Annotated in this window: 16 protein-coding genes and 2 pseudogenes; 8 read left to right on the top strand and 10 right to left on the bottom strand. The window is 68.3% G+C overall.

Features of this window, described 5'->3' with window-relative positions; translation table 11 throughout:
- Window positions 1-4: 4 nt before the first annotated feature.
- On the top strand, window positions 5-1156 hold the full coding sequence (locus M1D40_RS03570; RefSeq protein WP_461170245.1) for an NAD(P)/FAD-dependent oxidoreductase: 1152 nt from the start codon (window positions 5-7) through the stop codon (window positions 1154-1156).
- Between the two features lie 46 nt (window positions 1157-1202).
- On the opposite strand, the pseudogene M1D40_RS03575 reads toward M1D40_RS03570, so the two are convergent.
- A pseudogene (locus M1D40_RS03575) lies at window positions 1203-2102 on the bottom strand (DUF6597 domain-containing transcriptional factor); the annotation flags it as partial.
- A gap of 13 nt (window positions 2103-2115) precedes the next feature.
- Between M1D40_RS03575 and M1D40_RS03580 the strand changes: the two are divergent.
- Complete coding sequence (locus tag M1D40_RS03580; RefSeq protein ID WP_461170246.1) at window positions 2116-2652, top strand: TIGR03086 family metal-binding protein; 537 nt, start codon at window positions 2116-2118, stop codon at window positions 2650-2652.
- A gap of 40 nt (window positions 2653-2692) precedes the next feature.
- Here the strand turns inward: M1D40_RS03580 and M1D40_RS03585 are convergent, their stop codons facing one another.
- Window positions 2693-3886, bottom strand: coding sequence for an ROK family transcriptional regulator (locus M1D40_RS03585; protein WP_461170247.1), 1194 nt, complete (start codon window positions 3884-3886; stop codon window positions 2693-2695).
- Window positions 3887-4119: 233 nt separating this feature from the next.
- Between M1D40_RS03585 and xylA the strand changes: the two genes are divergently transcribed.
- Entirely contained in the window at window positions 4120-5307 is a 1188-nt protein-coding gene (gene xylA / locus M1D40_RS03590) for a xylose isomerase (protein ID WP_461170248.1), read from the top strand.
- Between the two features lie 115 nt (window positions 5308-5422).
- Entirely contained in the window at window positions 5423-6829 is a 1407-nt protein-coding gene (locus M1D40_RS03595; RefSeq protein WP_461170992.1) for a xylulokinase, read from the top strand.
- Between the two features lie 129 nt (window positions 6830-6958).
- Here the strand turns inward: M1D40_RS03595 and M1D40_RS03600 are convergent, their stop codons facing one another.
- The 4 genes and pseudogenes from M1D40_RS03600 to M1D40_RS03615 form a co-directional block, all read right to left on the bottom strand.
- The gene (locus M1D40_RS03600; RefSeq protein WP_461170993.1) at window positions 6959-7819 is read right to left on the bottom strand and encodes an acetylxylan esterase; all 861 of its coding nucleotides are present in this window, start codon (window positions 7817-7819) and stop codon (window positions 6959-6961) included.
- A gap of 88 nt (window positions 7820-7907) precedes the next feature.
- Window positions 7908-7976: pseudogene (locus M1D40_RS03605) on the bottom strand (hypothetical protein); the annotation flags it as partial.
- Between the two features lie 73 nt (window positions 7977-8049).
- Window positions 8050-9372, bottom strand: a complete 1323-nt coding sequence (locus M1D40_RS03610) for a multidrug effflux MFS transporter (RefSeq protein ID WP_461170249.1) — start codon at window positions 9370-9372, stop codon at window positions 8050-8052.
- A gap of 160 nt (window positions 9373-9532) precedes the next feature.
- Entirely contained in the window at window positions 9533-10516 is a 984-nt protein-coding gene (locus tag M1D40_RS03615) for a nucleoside hydrolase (RefSeq protein ID WP_461170250.1), read from the bottom strand.
- Between the two features lie 122 nt (window positions 10517-10638).
- On the opposite strand from M1D40_RS03615, the gene M1D40_RS03620 reads away from it, so the two are divergent.
- Window positions 10639-11547 (top strand): DUF5996 family protein, encoded by a 909-nt coding sequence (locus M1D40_RS03620; RefSeq protein ID WP_461170251.1) that lies wholly within the window; start codon window positions 10639-10641, stop codon window positions 11545-11547.
- 25 nt (window positions 11548-11572) lie between these two features.
- Here M1D40_RS03620 and M1D40_RS03625 read toward each other — a convergent pair whose 3' ends face one another.
- Window positions 11573-11938, bottom strand: coding sequence for a hypothetical protein (locus tag M1D40_RS03625; protein ID WP_461170252.1), 366 nt, complete (start codon window positions 11936-11938; stop codon window positions 11573-11575).
- A gap of 299 nt (window positions 11939-12237) precedes the next feature.
- Between M1D40_RS03625 and M1D40_RS03630 the strand changes: the two genes are divergently transcribed.
- Window positions 12238-12693, top strand: coding sequence for a DUF3817 domain-containing protein (locus tag M1D40_RS03630; RefSeq protein WP_341394209.1), 456 nt, complete (start codon window positions 12238-12240; stop codon window positions 12691-12693).
- 139 nt (window positions 12694-12832) lie between these two features.
- The gene (locus M1D40_RS03635; RefSeq protein ID WP_461170253.1) at window positions 12833-13621 is read left to right on the top strand and encodes a glycerophosphodiester phosphodiesterase; all 789 of its coding nucleotides are present in this window, start codon (window positions 12833-12835) and stop codon (window positions 13619-13621) included.
- Here M1D40_RS03635 and M1D40_RS03640 read toward each other — a convergent pair.
- From M1D40_RS03640 to M1D40_RS03650, 3 genes are all read right to left on the bottom strand, one after another.
- Window positions 13618-14466, bottom strand: coding sequence for an SDR family oxidoreductase (locus M1D40_RS03640; protein ID WP_461170254.1), 849 nt, complete (start codon window positions 14464-14466; stop codon window positions 13618-13620). The genes M1D40_RS03635 and M1D40_RS03640 overlap by 4 nt on opposite strands.
- A gap of 11 nt (window positions 14467-14477) precedes the next feature.
- Complete coding sequence (locus M1D40_RS03645) at window positions 14478-15179, bottom strand: type 1 glutamine amidotransferase domain-containing protein (protein WP_341394206.1); 702 nt, start codon at window positions 15177-15179, stop codon at window positions 14478-14480.
- Between the two features lie 95 nt (window positions 15180-15274).
- On the bottom strand, window positions 15275-16141 hold the full coding sequence (locus M1D40_RS03650) for an aldo/keto reductase (RefSeq protein ID WP_341394205.1): 867 nt from the start codon (window positions 16139-16141) through the stop codon (window positions 15275-15277).
- 177 nt (window positions 16142-16318) lie between these two features.
- On the opposite strand from M1D40_RS03650, the gene M1D40_RS03655 reads away from it, so the two are divergent.
- A complete protein-coding gene (locus M1D40_RS03655) occupies window positions 16319-16711 on the top strand; it encodes a VOC family protein (RefSeq protein ID WP_461170994.1) in 393 nt (130 codons plus the stop codon).
- The last annotated feature ends 1 nt before the right edge of the window (window position 16712 follow it).

The raw sequence follows: 16712 nt of genomic DNA on the forward strand, positions 1-16712 counted from the left end.
CGTGATGACATCCGTGGCGGTGCTGGGCGCCGGGATCCTGGGGATCTCGGCCGCGGTGGAATTGCTGCGCGGCGGTGCCCGCGTCACGCTGGTGACGGAGGGGCACCCCGCGAGCGGAGCCTCGGGCCGGTCCCTGTCCTGGCTGAATTCCGGCGGCGAGTACCCGGAGCCCTACCATCAGCTGCGGCTGGCGGGCATGGACCGCTACCGGACGCTGCTGACAAGGAATCCGGGGATCGACTGGATCCGGTTCGACGGCGGCCTGCACTGGGACAGCGGCACGGAGGGCACGGCGCTCGCGGAACGGTATGAGAACCAGCGGAACAAGGCGTACGACGCGCGGCTGCTCCCCGCCGCCGACGTCCCCGGCCTGGTGCCGGGCCTGGACCCTGCGGCGCTGCCGCCCGCGGTCCTGTTCAATGCCGGGGAGGGATGGGTGAGCCTGCCGCACCTGATCCGGCACCTGCTGCATGAGTTTGCGCTCCGCGGCGGCGCCCTGGTGACCGGCGCGGGCACCGCCGCCGTCGTCGTCGAGGGCGGAACCGCCGTCGGGCTGCGCAGTGAAGCCGGGGAGTTTTACCCCGCCGACGCCGTTCTGGTGGCCGCCGGTGCCGGCACTCCGGCGGTCCTTCACCGGCTGGGCTATCAGCTCGGTGACCGGTCGGATCTGGCCATGCTGGTGGTGACCGAGCCCAAGGCCCACGGGCTGCGGGCGGTGCTGAACACCCCGCGGGTCTCGGTCCGTCCGCACCCCGGATCCCGGTTGGCGATGGATCACACCTGGTACCTGGACCAGATTTCGCCGGCCGGCGACGGCGGGTGGACCGTGGACCCGCAGGTGGCGCAGGACCTGGTGGACGAAGCGTCCTCGCTCCTGGCCGGGCATCCCCGGCTGGTGCCGCAGAGCTGGCGGATCGGACTCAAACCGGTGCCCGGCGACGGGCTGCCCGTCCTGGGCGGGGTTCCCGGGCTGCCGGCCTGCTTCGTGGCGTTCACGCATTCCGGGGCCACGCTGGGCATCATCGCCGGGGAGCTGATGGCGGCTGAAATCCTTGCCGGGCGTCCGCATCCGGTGCTGGCGCCGTTCCGCCCCGACCGGCTGCTGGGGGCGCAGGACCCGGCTCTGTCGGTTTCCCGCGCTGCGCCAGCGCCGTGAATTCGCCCGGCGTCCATCCCGTGGCCCGGCGGAAGTCGCGGGAGAAATGGGCCTGGTCGGCGTAGCCCAGGCGCACCGCCAAATCGCCGAGCGGGCCGGGATGCTGCCGCAGCTGTTCGCCGGCTTCCTGGAGCCTGCGCTGGCGAATCAGCCACAGCGGGGCAACCCCCAGATACCGAGTGCACAGCCGCTGCAGCGTGCGCTCCTGCAGTTCAAAAACCGCGCAGAGCGAGGCCACGGTGGTGATGGACGCGTCCTCCTCCACCCGCGCGGCGATCCGGTTGACCAGACCGGCATCCCCTGCCGGCGGGGGAAGGGACGAGAAGCGGTCCTCCACCAGGCGCCGGGCCGCGGCACGGGCTGCGGGACGCGACGGGTCTGCGGACATCTCCTCCCGGATGAGCGGAACGAGGCCGGCGAGGAGAGGGAACTCCGCCAGATCGGCGTGGCGGTTGGTCAGCGTGGACACGTCCCCGCCGAGCAGGGTTCGGCCGGCGCCCGGCCGGAGCATGACGCCGAAGGCCCACCCGCTGCCGGACAGCATCACCCGGGCCGCCGTCGTCGTCGGGCCGATCAGGCGCGCATAGGTGGCAGTGATGCTGAGCAGGCAGGTCGGGTAGGTGAGGATGCGCTGTTCTCGGGTTTCACCGCCGGGAACGCGCCAAACGGGAATCCAGAACACGCGCAGCCACGGGGCCGACGGCGGTGAGGGGCTGTAGCGGTGGATCGTGAAGGAGCGGTCGGACGGGTCGCTGAGGTGGCCCCTGCCGATTTCGCTCAACCCGGTCTCGTCGAACACCTGGCCGCTTCCGTTTCTGCCGTCGGGTTGTTGTTGGATTTGCGCCGTTGGATTTGCGCTCTTGGATTTACGCTGTCGGATTTGTTCAAGACACAGCTGTCCGGACCGGCCTACCGTGGACCGCAGATACCACTCCAGACCCCGCACCTAAGGAGCGATCATGACAGCATCTCTTGAGATCTGGCGCAAGAACGCCGGGCCGTTTAGTGCACTCGTCTCCCGGACTTCGGACTGGGGCGCGCAGACGCCCTGCGAGGGCTGGACCGCGCGGGACCTGGTGGAGCACGTGGTCTCCACCGAGCGGGACTTTCTGGAGCAGCACGGGATGGCGGGCGCTGCGGCGGACACCGCCGACCCCGGGAAGCTGTGGCTGGAGCACGAACGCCGGGTGGCGGAGCTGCTGGCTGATCCGGCCGTCGCGGACCGGGAGTTTGCCGGGTATTTCGGGCCGAGCACGATCGGCGAAACGCTTGCCGGGTTCTACGGAGGTGACCTGATTGTGCACCGCTGGGATCTGGCCGCCTCCCAGGGGCTGGACGCTGAACTGTCTGAAGAAGACTTGGCGGCTGTGGATGCGGCCATGGACGGGTTTGGCGAGCAGGCCTACGCTCCCGGGCTGTTTGCGCCGCCGGTTCCGGTGCCCGACGACGCCGAACCGGTCCGCCGGGTGCTGGCCCGGACCGGGCGCCGGGCCTAGGGACAGGGCGTAGTAGCCCGCCGGTCCGGAGCCGGGCGGGTCAGCGCAGCGCGGCCTGCGGCAGGGCGCCCACCGAAGCCGGATCCGCCAGCAGCCCGGCAAAGGCCAGCTCGGCGGCGCCCACGAGCAGCAGGTCCGTGCCCAGCGCGGCCCGCGAGATGGTGACCTCGCTGCCCAGGCCGCCGATGCCGCCGTCGGCCACTGCCGCCTCCAGCCGGCCCGCGGCAAACGAATGCAGCACCCCCAGGAAGCCGCCCAGCACAATCGTGCCGGGATTGAAGATGTTCACGAAGTTGGTCAGTGCGACGGCCAGCAGATCCAGCTGGCGGTGGGTCTCGGCTACGAGTTCCGGGGAATTGTCCCGGGCCATGGCGGCCTCGAGCTGGTCCTGGTCCGCATGATCCAGCTTCAGGACGGCCAGCAGCCTCCCCAGGCTCACTTCGGTCTCCAGACAGCCGCGCCGGCCGCAGTGGCAGGGGATGCCCTGCGGGTTAACCACCGTATGGCCCAGTTCGCCGGCATAACCCGCGGCACCACGCAGCGGCATCCCGCCCACAATGGCGCCGCCGCCGATGCCGCTCGCGCTGCCGTTGAGGTACACGACGTCGGACGCCCCCACCGCCGCACCAAAGAGGCTTTCGGCCAGCGATCCCAGATTGGCGTCGTTCGCCGCGCGCGCGGGCAGGCCCAGGCCGGCGGACAGCTCGGCGGCCAGCGGTTCGCCGGACCACATCAGGTGAGGCGCCAGCAGCACGGAACCGTCATGGCTGTTGACCAGTCCGGGAACCGCGGCGCCCACACCGGCGATCCGGGTCATGCCGGCCAGCTCGGGCTGCAGGTCTTCGAGCACGCCCCTAGCCATGGCGACGGTGTCCGCGACGGTGGGCGGGGTGCCGGCATCGCACCGGACCCTGCGGTGGACCGTGCCGCCCAGGCCCACCAGGCCCACGGTGACGGCGTCAACGTCGGGATGGACCGCGATCGCTGCGACTCTCTCATTGGCATGCACCAGGGGAGAGGGCCTGCCGACGCGTTTCAGCGCGGGCGGATCGGTCTCGTAGGCCAGGCCGAGCGCGGCGAGTTCGCCCACCAGGGCGCCCACGGTGGAGCGGTTGAAGCCGCAGATGCGGGTCAGGTCGGCGCGGGAGAGCGGACCCCGGCGGTGGAGCAGGGTCAGGACCCGGGAAAGGTTCTGGCCGCGAATATCGGTACCCGGGGAGGTGCCTGCACTCATGTTGCTGCCGTTTCTTTGGAATGGATGACAAGGACATCGAAAGCGCCCGGGCTTCGGTGGCGGGAGCCGGCGGTTTTCCAGCGTATCCCGGACCGGGCCACCTGCTCCCGCCGGGGTGGAAATCCCGGCAGGGGGCGCCGGATGAGCAGCGGAGTTGTGTTCACCCCATTGACACTAGCCCTTCCGGGCCATATGTTGTTGAATCCAACTAATACCGGATTTTGGAGTGAACTGTGACACTGACGCCATCGCCATCGGACCGCTTTACCTTTGGCCTCTGGACGGTGGGCTGGACCGGAAATGATCCGTTCGGCGTTCCGACCCGTTCCGAGCTGGACCCGATCGAGGGGCTGCACAAGCTGGCCGAACTTGGCGCATACGGCGTCACGTTCCACGACAATGACCTGATTCCCTTCGACGCCAGCGCCAGCGAGCGGACGCAGATCCTGAAGAACTTCACCACCGCCCTGGCGGAAACCGGGCTGAAGGTCCCCATGGTGACCACCAACCTGTTCAGCCACCCGGTGTTCAAGGACGGCGGCTTCACCTCCAATGACCGTTCGGTCCGCCGCTACGCCCTGCGCAAGGTTCTGGCCAACCTGGACCTGGCCGCCGAGCTGGGAGCGGAAACCTTTGTCATGTGGGGCGGCCGCGAAGGTTCCGAGTACGACGGGTCCAAGGACTTCGCCGCCGCGTTTGACCGCATGAAGGAAGGCATTGACACCGCCGCCGGCTACATCAAGGAAAAGGGCTATGACCTGCGCATTGCGCTGGAGCCCAAGCCGAACGAACCCCGCGGCGACATTTTCCTGCCCACCATCGGCCATGCGCTGGCCTTTATCGAGCAGCTGGAGCACGGCGACATTGTCGGCCTGAATCCCGAGACCGGCCACGAGCAGATGGCGGGCCTGAACTTCACCCACGGCATTGCCCAGGCGCTGTGGTCCGGAAAGCTCTTCCACATTGACCTCAACGGCCAGAAGTCGATCAAGTACGACCAGGACCTGGTCTTTGGCCACGGCGACCTGACCAGTGCGTTCTTCACGGTGGACCTGCTCGAGAACGGCTTCCCCAACGGCGGCCCGACCTACGACGGTCCGCGGCACTTCGACTACAAGCCCTCCCGCACCGACGGTTACGACGGCGTGTGGGCCTCCGCGGCAGCCAACATGTCCATGTACCTGCTGCTCAAGGAGCGCGCCGTGGCCTTCCGCGCCGATCCCGAGGTGCAGGAAGCACTGGCCGTCTCCGGCATCTTCGAGCTGGGCCAGTCCACCCTCGATGCCGGGGAAAGCACCGCCGACTTCCTGGCGGACACCGCCTCCTTTGAGGATTACGACGCCGACAAGGCCGGGGAGCGCGATTTCGGCTTCGTCCGGCTGAACCAGCTCGCCGTGGAACACCTGATGGGTGCCCGCTAACCCCTGAAGCAGATTCCTGCCGCCGGGTCCGTGTCCGCACGGGCCCGGCGGTTCGGGCGTCCGGGTAAGATCGCCCGAACCATCGAACACGCTGAAAATGACGAAAGGTACCGCCATGGCCCTGGTCGCCGGAGTGGACAGCTCCACCCAATCCTGCAAAGTGGTCATCCGGGATGCCGCCACCGGCGCCCTGGTCCGCTCGGGCAGCGCCCGGCATGCGGCCGGCACCGAGATCGACCCCGAGATCTGGTGGTCGGCCCTGCAGGAAGCGCTGCAGGCCGCCGGCGGTCTGGCGGACGTGGAGGCGGTGGCCGTCTCCGGGCAGCAGCACGGAATGGTGTGCCTGGACGAGGACGGCGCCGTGGTCCGTCCGGCGCTGCTCTGGAATGACACCCGTTCCGCGGCAGCTGCCGAAAAGCTGATCTCCGAGGCCGGGCCCGACGGCGCACGGTACTGGGCGGAAGAGACCGGAACCGTTCCGGTGGCCTCCATTACCGCGGCCAAGCTGCGCTGGCTGGCCGAAAACGAACCTGAGAACGCGGCCCGCACGGCAGCCGTCTGCCTGCCGCACGACTGGCTGAGCTGGCGCCTGGCCGGGCACGGGCCGGGCAGCGGCCGCGCGGGACTCGAAGCGCTGCGCACCGACCGCTCCGACGCTTCCGGAACCGGCTACTGGTCCCCGCGCACCGGAGAATACCTGCCGGCAGTGCTGGAGCAGACGCTGGGCCACGTGCCGCTGCTGCCCCGGGTCCTCGGCCCGCTCGAGACGGATCAGCACACCCCTGACGGTGCCGTGATCGCACCGGGCACCGGAGACAACGCCGGCGCGGCCCTGGGCGTAGGCGCCGGGGTGGGCGACGTCGTCGTTTCCGTGGGGACCTCCGGCACGGTCTTCGCCGTGGCAGCGGATCCTTCCGCTGATGCCAGCGGCCTGGTGGCCGGTTTTGCCGATGCCACCGGCCATTACCTGCCCCTGGCCTGCACCCTGAACGCCTCCCGCGTCCTGGACGCCACGGCGGAACTGCTCTCGGTGGATCTCCCCGCACTGACCCGCCTGGCGCTCGGGGCGTCCGACGGCGCCGGCGGCCTGAGCCTGGTGCCGTACTTCGAGGGCGAACGCACACCCAACCTGCCCGACGCGACGGGGTCACTGCACGGGATGACCCTGGCGAACTTCACGCCGGCCAACCTGGCCCGCGCCGCCGTCGAAGGCATTGCCTGCTCGCTGGCGGACGGTTTGGCTGCGCTGGCCGATCTGGGCATCGAGGCCCGCCGCATCATCCTGGTGGGCGGAGCGGCCAGGTCCGAGGCCCTACAGCGTGCGGTCTCGGCCGTATTTGGCATGCCGGTCACCGTGCCGGCGCCGGGGGAGTACGTGGCTGACGGCGCTGCCCGGCAGGCCGCCGCTGTCCTCACCGGCGAGTGGCCGCAGTGGACCGCGGCCGATGAGTCAGTGGTGGACGCTCCGCCGGCTCCCCAGGTCCTGGAACGCTACCGGCAGGCTGCCGCCGCCGCCCGCTAAACCTCCCGTCCCACCACCGCACCCCCCCGCCGAAGTGGCAGAAAGTGCTCTTCTCAGCCCTGAGAGGAGCACTTTCTGCCATTTCGCGGGAGGGTTTCGGGGAGACGGATGGAGGTGCCGGAAGGAGCGTTACCTGACCGCTGCGGTTTGCCCGATCCGGGCCGCGGCACCGGACGGTTCTGCGGCCGTCATTTCCCGCAGGAACCGAATGGCGGCGATGTCGTCCTCGGGTCCGCCGCCCTCGTGCCCGTTGAAGGGCCAGGCCGTGATCTGCTTCGGCCCGGCGTAGGCGTTGTAGGCCGCGTACACGGTGGACGGGGGAGTGGTTGCATCCATCAGGCCGGCCGTGAACATCGCCGGGACCTGAGCCTGCGGGGCGAAATTCACGCCGTCGAAGTACTGCAGCGTCTGCTGGGCCCGTGCGGCTTCGGTGCGGTGGATGGACAGGAAATCGCAGATTTCCCGGTAGGGATAGGCATCCGTGATCTGCAGGGCGCGGGGAAAATCGCAGAGGAAGGGCACCCGGGCGACGACGGCGCGCACATCGGGGCACAGCGCGGCGGTGACCAGTGCGACGCCGCCGCCCTGGCTGATGCCGGTGAGGGCCACCCGGTCTGCATCCACCCCATCCAACTCGCGGGCGGCCTGAACCGCCCGGACGGCGTCGGTGAACAGCCGGCGGTAGTAGTAGGTTCGCGGATCCAGGATGCCACGTGTCATCAGGCCGGGAACCTGCGGGCCGCCGCTGCCGGCGCCGTCCGCCGTCGCGCCCCGGCTCCACCCGGCGCCCTGCCCGCGGGTGTCCATCTGCAGGTGCGCGAAACCGGAGCTGGCCAGCAGCAGGTTGTCCTGCGGTTCGCCCCTGCCGCCGCCGTAGCCGACAAATTCCACGACGCAGGGCAGCGGTTCGGTAACGCCGCGCGGCAGGCGCAGCCAGGCGCGGACCGGTTCGCCGTTCCACCCGTTGAACTGGACGTCGTAGACGTCCACGGTGGCCAAAAACGGTGGGTTCGGCGGTGACGGTGAGGTTCAGCGGATGGGACCGCGCCTCGGCGAGGGTCTCATCCCAGAACGACTCGAAGTCGGCCGGGCGGATTTGTGAACTGGTGTAGGCCGCGAGCTGGGCGGCGGGCAGATCGAAGTACATGAAGGAATCCTAATCGTTGTGACGAGGAACATATTTCAAGGGTCTCCGTGCCGTGCAGCGAGCTCCGCTGGGTTTAGGCCTGGCCGCCCGTCGCTTCCGGTGCGGCGTCGGGTTCCGGCACGGCGCCGGGTTCCGGCACCGCGCCGGCGCTGCCGGAAGCTTCCAGCTTTGCCATTCCGCCGCGGCGGTACGCCGGAGTGGCAGCGGCGAGAATCAGCGTCATCAGCACGCAGCAGCCGATAATCACAGCGGACATGGCCAGCGCCTTTCCGCCGAAGACTCCCACCAAGGGGCTGACGACGCCGGCCACGCCCACCTGCAGCGCGCCGATCATGGCGGCGGCGGATCCGGCCATGTGGCCGTAGTTGCCCAGTGCCATGACGGTGGCGTTCGCCGCGATCAGCCCGTGCATGCCCAGCACCAGCCACAGGCCCGCGGCCAGGCCGAACACGCCGCCGAGATCGGTGATGATGAGGACCGGCAGCAGCAGGGACAGCCCCAGCAGAATCGGGACGGCTATGCGCAGGATGCTCATCGGCGACGCGTGCTGCACCAGGGCGGCGTTGGCCTGTGCGGAAAGGACCATCCCGGCGCCGTTAATCGCGAACACGAGGGCGTATTGTCCCGCCGTCAGGCCGTACTCGTCCTGGAAAACGAACGGGGATCCCACCACGTAGCTCATGATGACAGCCATGCCGAGGCCCGGAATGAAGGCCAGCGCGAGGAAATGCCGGTCCCGCAGCAGCACCCGGTAGCCGCGGAACGCACCCGGTCCGCTGCTGGTGCGGCGCCGCTCGGCGGGCAGGGTTTCGGGCATGAAACGCCAGACGATCAGCACCAGAATCAGCCCGATCAGCGCCAGCGCCACAAACACCGCCCGCCACTGCCAAATGCCCGCAACGGCCTGGCCGATGGTCGGGGCCAGCAGCGGGGCAAGGCCAATGATCAGCATCAGCCGGGACAGCAGCCGTGCGGCGTCGGAGCCCACAAAGCGGTCGCGGATGACGGCGATGGCCACCACGCCGGCGGCTGCGTTAAAGAACCCCTGAAGGACCCGAAGCCCGATCAGGGTGCCGATCCCGGGAGCGACGGCGCACAGCAGCGAGACAATGACGTGCAGGCTGATGCCGATCAGCAGCGGGAGGCGCCGGCCGAACCGGTCCGAAAACGGCCCGATGACCAGCTGCCCGACGGCGGCGCCGATCAGGGTTCCGGACATGGTGAACTGGGCTGCCGCCTGGCTGGTCTGCAGATCGGACGCCACGGTGGGCAGCGACGGCAGGTACATGTCGGTGGTGACGGCCGGAAGAGCCGCCAGCGCGCCAAGCATCAGGATGTACTTGAATCCCGGACGGTACGAGGCCCGGGTGCCCTGGGCCCTGGCGGGGTTGCTCAAAAGGAAGCGCTCCTTGCAGTGGGGTGGAGTGTTTTAGCTGTCGCGGCGGGGATGGTTCCGCGAATGACGTGCGGGGTTCGATTTGTCCGGCTGCGGCACAAATAGACCCTTGTTCAGCCTAGGGTCGGGCAGCGCCCGTGAACAAGAGTGCCCGGCAGTGTTACCCGCCACGTTTGGCGGTGCCCAGGCGGACGGTGTCCAGGAACGTCTGCGTCATCAGTTGGTGATCCAGGCCCAGGGCGACGTCGATCAGCGGCACCGGGCCGGCGTCGCCGTGGTGTTCGCTTTCGCCCGGCTGCAGCCGGCGGTCCACCAGGGTCTGGCCCCGGCTGTGGCCGGTGAGTTCGACCCGCACCGGATAGCGCTCCAGCTGAACCGTCTCCGGAACGGCCACCAGGCAGGCGGCACCGGCGTCGCCGATCGTCACCGGTTGCGGCTCGGACTCGCCGCGCCGCCCGCCCACGGCGAGGATGGCGCCCGCCAGCCGGGCGCCGTCGTCGTCCGCGTCCGCCAGCGGCAGGTACTCCTTGGGCGTCAGGGTGGCCTGGACAAAAACATCGAGCCCGTACATGACGGTGGGGATGCCGCTGTGGATGACGATGGCCAGGGCCTCCGGATCGTGCCAGGCGTTGAATTCGGCATGGGAGGTGGCGTTGCCGATCCCGGCCGAGCCGCCCATGAACACGATGCGCTCCAGCTTCCGTGCTGTCTGCGGATACGCCCGGAGGAAGAGGGCGACGTTGGTCAGCGGGCCGAGCGCCAGCAGGGTGACCGGGGCCGAGGCCTCGTCGACGGTGCGGTGCATCAGTTCGACGGCGGCCAGCGGGCTGGGGGAGTGCGGGCTTTTCGGCAGCTCCAGCCCGCCCAGGCCGTTGGCGCCGTGGAAGGCGTGGGCGTTCCTCGGATCGTTGATCAGCGGCCGTTCCGCGCCGCGGGCCACGGGGACACTGCCGGAACCGGCGGCGTTCAGCACATCCAGGGTGTTGCGCAGCACCTGGTCCACGTTGGTGTTGCCGGCCACGCACGACACGGCCAGCAGGTCGATCCGGGGGTCCCGGGCCAGGAAAACCAGCGCGAGGGCGTCGTCCAGGCCGGTGTCGACGTCGGCGATCACGGCGGTGCGGGCGGGGGAGAAGGGGTTCATGCGGCGGCTTTCGGAGGTTGGAGTTTCAGTGTAGCCAGCCGGAACCCTGCCGTTGACCGGTCCCCGCCCGCACCACACACTGTAAAGAACTCCGCCGCACCGCCTTTCGAGAGGTGAACGCCATGGACAAGAAGTTCCTGAACTACCCGGAATGGCAGGACACGGCCGATACCCTGCACATGTTCCTGCAGATGGCCGGCAAGGTGAAGCTGGAGCGCAGCTATAAACGCCCCGAATGGGCGCACGTGCGGCTGGAACTGAGCCTCCAGGGCATCGGCACCGGCATCATCCCGGCGGAGGACTGCAACTTTGAGATCTACTTCAACCTCATGCAGCACCATGTAGATGTGCAGAACAGCCGCGGAAGGCGGATCCGGATTCCCCTCATCGACGGGCTGGCCGTCGCCGACTTCCACCGGCAACTGCTGGGGGCGCTGGACTACATCGGCACTCCCACGCCCATCAGCACCGCGCCGCAGGAGTTTTACGATCCCACGCCCTTTGATGTGGACACCAAACACCACTCCTATGACCGGGAGGCCGTGGAGCTGTTCCTGGCCAACCTGCAGTTCGCCTACCGTTCCCTGGCCGGATTCCTTGCCCCCATGCGCGGGAAGGTCGACATGCCCGCCTTCTGGTTCGGCACCATGGACCTCTCCGGCAACGTCTTCAGCGGCCAGCCGGCGCCGTATTCGGGATCGGACCAGATTGGTAAAAACAGTTTCGACGAGCGGTTCTGCGAGTTCGGGTTCTGGCCCGGGGACAACAAGACCCCGCAGCCGTCCTTCTATGCACTGCCCTATCCGTTCCTGGCCACCATCGGCAGCTACGAAACCATGCTGATGCCGCAGAAGGCGCGGTTCCTGTCCACGGAGAGCGAGTTTGTTTTCAGCTTGGAGGATGCTTTTTCGTCTCCGGATCCGCAGCAGGCGGTGGGGGAGTTCTGCCGCTCCAGCTTCAACATCCTGCAGCGGCTGGACCGGTGGAAGGACCTGGACTGGATCACCGAACCGCTGACGTACCGGAAATAGCTTCCGGCCCCCGGCTCGCCTGAGTTCACCGGAACTCGGTCACAGCGATAAAGACGAACACGGATCCGGCCAGCACGAAGAACACCCCGATCAGACGCACGAATCCCGGCGAGGGCGCAAAGGGGCGCGAGTTGACCATGCCCATGGGCCGGTAGTCCCTGGCAGCCTCTGCGGTCGCCCGGGCGGAAGACCGGAGATCGGCGGCGAGGCAAACCCCGACCAGCACGATGACGGCGCCCATCGCGGCAAACCACAGGGGGAAGACGCCGGCGGCGCCGTCTGACGTGGCGATCTGAACAATGCTCGCCGCGAACCCCACTCCAAAGACGGCAAAAGCCAGAACGTACAGCGCCTTGAGCGGCTGCGGCAGGGACTTGATGAAAGTGAGCATGGCTTCCCCGATTCTTGTCTGTCTACCGGCGTCCCGGATGCGGCCGCACAGGGCGTGCCCTGAAACTAGACTGAGCGTATCTGCTCAGGCCATCCCAGCCGCGGACCTGTACTACTTGGATTGACCCAGCTGAATTCAGCGACGGTGGCGCACGGGCCGCGGGTCCATCAAACGGTTGATCTTGCTCGCACGGCCACGTTTCCATGGGGGACCGCGGCACCCGCCGCGGTACGATACTGACAACCCGTTGGTATCTAACCGGCGGTATGGCAGCAGCACCTCCCGACCGAGAGAGCTCGATGACACCCCGCACCTTGTTCCGCACCCTGGCCTTTGCCGAGGCCGTCACCTGGACCCTGCTTCTGGCCGGCATGTTCGCCAAGTACGTCTTGGACAACGAGGCATTCACTCCGATCTTCGGCGGGCTGCACGGCTTCGTGTTCCTGTCCTACGCCGTGAGCACCGTCTTTGTGGGCGTCAACCAAAAGTGGTCGCCGGCCACCATTCTCCTGGGCCTGGCCACGGCGGTCATTCCGTACGCCACCATCCCCTTCGAGCGGACAATGGACCGCAGGGGAAAGCTCGACGGCGGCTGGCGGTTGGCCCCGGGCGGCGAGTCACCGGCCAGTTTCCCTGAGAAGGTCCAGGCCGTGGTGCTCCGCCGTCCGGCAATCTCAGTGATCGTGGTGCTGGCGGCCGTCGCCGTCGTCTTCAGCGTGCTCCTGGTCCTGGGGCCGCCCGTTTCATTCAGCTGAGCCCCTCTTGCCAGGTACGCAGAAGGTGCAGATCCCGTCACCGGGGCCTGCACCTTCTGCCGTTGCAGGGAGTTTTGGTGCCTGCCGGAACTACAGTGTGAGAAGGACAAGACCAGCAGTTGAGGGAGTGGGTACGGCAATGGCAGTCGGCAACGGACACGGACCGCTGGTGGTGGGGCACCGCGGCAACAGCGGACTGGCACCGGAAAACACCGCGGCGGCGTTCGGCCAGGCGGTGGACGCCGGGGCGGACATGGTGGAAACGGACGTCCGCCTCAGCGCGGACGGAGAGCTGTTTCTCTTCCATGACGGCACCGGCGGCAGGACCACCAACGTGGCGGAGGTCTTTCCGGACCGCGCGGACGCTCCCATCACCTCCTTCACCGCAGCCGAACTCCGGCGGCTGGACGCCGGTTCCTGGTTCGGCGCGCAGTTCGCCGGGGAAGGGATTCTGTTCCTGGCCGACCTGCCCGCCGCCGTCGGCTTCGGCCTGGGCATCAACCTCGAAATTAAGGCACCGCACGAATCCCCCGGCGTGGAGGCAGCCCTCGCCGCCGCGCTGACAGCACCGGACTGGATCCGCCTGCTCCGGCACCACCCCGTTGCGGTCAGCTCCTTTGACCCCGCGGCAGTTCGCGCCTTTGCGCTGGAATCACCGGGCGTTCCCGTGTGGCAGCTGGTCGAAACGGTTCCGGACGCGGGCCTGCTGTCCGAAGGTGCCGCCCGCGGCATGCAGGGGATCGTTGCGGATCACCACTCGCTGGACGCCTCGGGGGCTGAAGCCATCCGGGCCGCCGGCCTGGGTCTGTGGGTGTACACGGTCAACGAGGCCCCGGAGATGGCCCGGATGATCGATCTCGGCGTGGACGCGATCATCACGGATTTCCCCGGCACCCTCGTGGACCTGTTGGGCAGCACCCCGAGCTAGGGGTGGCGGACTCCCTCTCCGGCCAGCACCGCCCGGTAGCCTTCCCGGAACGTGGGGTAGGCAAACTCGAACCCGGTGCCGCGCAGCCGGGCGTTCGAGAGTCGGCGGTCCCCGCCGCGGCTGGATTCCTTGTCCGCCGGTGCCGGCAGCTCCGTGCCCAGTTCGCCGGCCAGGAACCGCAGCACCTCGGCCAGATCCACCGGCTCATTGTCGACGCCCACATACAGCGGGGCAGGATCGGCCACCGCCGTGGTGAGATGAACGATCGCGGCGGCGGCGTCGTCGCGGTGGATCCGGTTGGTCAGCTGCGGGGAGGCGGGCACGACGGCGGTGCCGGCGTTCACCGAGTCGATCAGCCGGGTGCGGCCCGGCCCGTAAATGCCGGACAGTCGCAGCACCACGGCATCCGGCCGGCGCCGGTGCAGCAGCTGCTCAGCTTCGAGGATGACGGCGCCCGTGTCCGAGGCCGGCGCGGCCGGCGTCTGCTCATCCACCCAGTTCCCGCCGGCGTCGCCGTACACCGCGGTGGAGGAGACCCACAGGATGCGGCGCGGGTGCACGCCGTCGCGTTCCAGGGCATTGAGGACGTTGGCGGTGCCGTCCACATAGGCCGCCCGGTAGGCCTCAACGCTGCGGCTGCCGGCGGCCACGGCGATGACGACGACGTCGGTATCGGCCGGGACAGGCGGCAGGTCCGGATCGGTCAGGTCCGCGGCGCGGCCGCTGATCGGGGACGGAAGTTTCTCCGGGGAGCGGCGCCACCCGAGCACGGAAAAGCCGGCCGCGGCGAACCGCAGGCCGGCTTCCGTGCCCAGATCGCCGCAGCCGGCAATCAGGACGGTCACTATTTCCAGTCCTACTCGGCCAGTGCCGCGAGCACGGCCTTGGCCACGTCTTCGCTGGACTGCGGGTTCTGGCCGGAAATCAGGTTCCGGTCCCGGACCACGAAGCTGGACCAGGCGGGACCGGTCTCCACTTCGGCGCCCTTGTTGCGCAGCACGTCCTCGACAAACCAGGGGGTGTTCTCCCCGGTGCCGCCGCCGAGCTCTTCCTCATCCGTAAACACGGTCATTTTGCGGCCGGCAAAAACAAAGTCGCCGTTCTCGGTCTCGGCGCTCAGCAAACCTGCCGGACCGTGACAGAACGGAGCGATGATCTTTCCGTTGCTGTCGGCTGCAATCAGGATCCGTCCCAGATCCTTGTCGAAGGCCAGATCCGCCATGGGGCCGTGCCCGCCCGGCATGACGACGGCGTCGTACTCCGCCGGATCCGCATCCGCGAGGACCAGCGGCGAGGACAGCTCGGCGTCGATGAAGGAGAGGTAGTTGGAGAAGGCCACTGCCTTTTCCTCACCGCCGGCCTGCTGCGGGTCCAGGCTGACCTGGTCCACGGTGGGCTTGGCGCCGTTGGGGGTGGCGATGCGGACGGTGTGGCCGGCTTCGCGCAGCACGCGGTGCGATTCCACGAGCTCCTCGGCCCAGTAACCGGTGGGGTGCTCGCTGCCGTCCTTCATCGTGAGGGAATCGGCTGCTGAAACGACCATGAGGATATTAGCCATGGGGTGTACTCCTTCGGTGGGGAAATGTGGTGCGTGCCGGATGCGGTCCGGCGGTGGTGCTGTGTTTGTCGGTGCCTTTCGGCAGCTTGCGCTGCTTACTTGCTGGCGGCGTCGAGCTCTGCGTAGGTGGCGTCGTCGAGCACCAGGTCCGCCGCCGCGAGGTTTTCCTCGAGGTGCGAAATGGAACCCGTGCCGGGGATCGGCATCATTACGGGGGAGCGGCGCAGCAGCCAGGCCAGGGCCACCTGGGAATCGGTGGCGTTCAGGCGCTTGGCGGCCTCGGCTACGGGGCCGCCCGGCTGCGCGAGCTCGCCGGCTGAAATCGGAGCCCACGGAATGAAGCCGATGCCGTTGTCCTCAGCGTACTGCAGCACGTCCTCGGAGGAACGGTCCGTGAGGTTGTAGCGGTTCTGCACGGTGGACACCGTGAAGTACTCGCCGGCGGCCTTCAGTTCCTCAACCGAGACCTGGGACAGGCCGAGGGCCTTAATCTTGCCCTCCTGCTGCATGTCGCGCAGCACGGCGAACTGCTCTTCGGCGGGAACCGTGGCATCGATGCGGTGCAGCTGGAACAGGTCCAGGGAGTCCACCTTCAGGCGGCGCAGGCTCAGCTCGACCTGCTGGCGCAGGTACTCGGGGCGGCCCAGCGGCACCCAGACATCCGGTCCGGTGCGCACAAAGCCGGCCTTGGTGGCGATCCGCACGCCGTCGGGATACGGGTACAGCGCTTCGGCGATGATTTCCTCGCTGATGTTGGGCCCGTAGGAATCGGCGGTGTCGATGAAGTCCACGCCCAGTTCCACGGCGCGGCGTACGACGTCGACGGCGGTGCCGCGGCTTTCGGGTTCGCCCCAGACGCCGGGGCCGACGATGCGCATGGCGCCGAAGCCCAGACGGCGGACCGTGCCCAGGTCCTTGAGATCAATGGTCGGAGGGACGGGGGATACGCTCTGCTCTGTCATATAGGCGGCAACACAGGGCATACCGGGCTTATTCCTCAGCACACTGACGTTTAAACCCTGACCGGCGACGACCGGCGACGACCAGCGGCGGCCGGCGGCGAACGGACTGCCGGTTGCGGACCGCATCTGACCGCGGCAGTGTTCCCCGCCGTCGTCCGCGGTTTTACCGTGGACGGCATGGACTGGAAAATTGAGCTTGTACCCGTGCCGGTGTCCAACGTGGACGCCTCCAAAGCGTTCTATGTGGACCAAGTGGGCTTCAACCCCGACTTCGATGAGCGCATTAGTCCGGAGCTGCGGTTTGTGCAGCTTACGCCTCCCGGCTCGGCGTGTTCGGTGGTGATCGGTCCGGGGACCACGGACATGGAACCGGGCACGCAGCGGATCCAGGTGGTGGTGCCCAGCGCGGCGGAAGCGCGGCAGCACCTGGTGGAGCACGGCGTGGAGGCCAGCGAAATCACCCCGCTGGACTGGGGAACCTTCGTCTACTTCAGCGACCCGGACGGGAAACAGTGGTCGCTGCAGGAGCTGCCGGAAATTCCGCCTACGCTGCCCTCACAGGAATCCTGAC

The sequence above is a fragment of the Arthrobacter sp. Z1-15 genome (genome assembly GCF_054792395.1).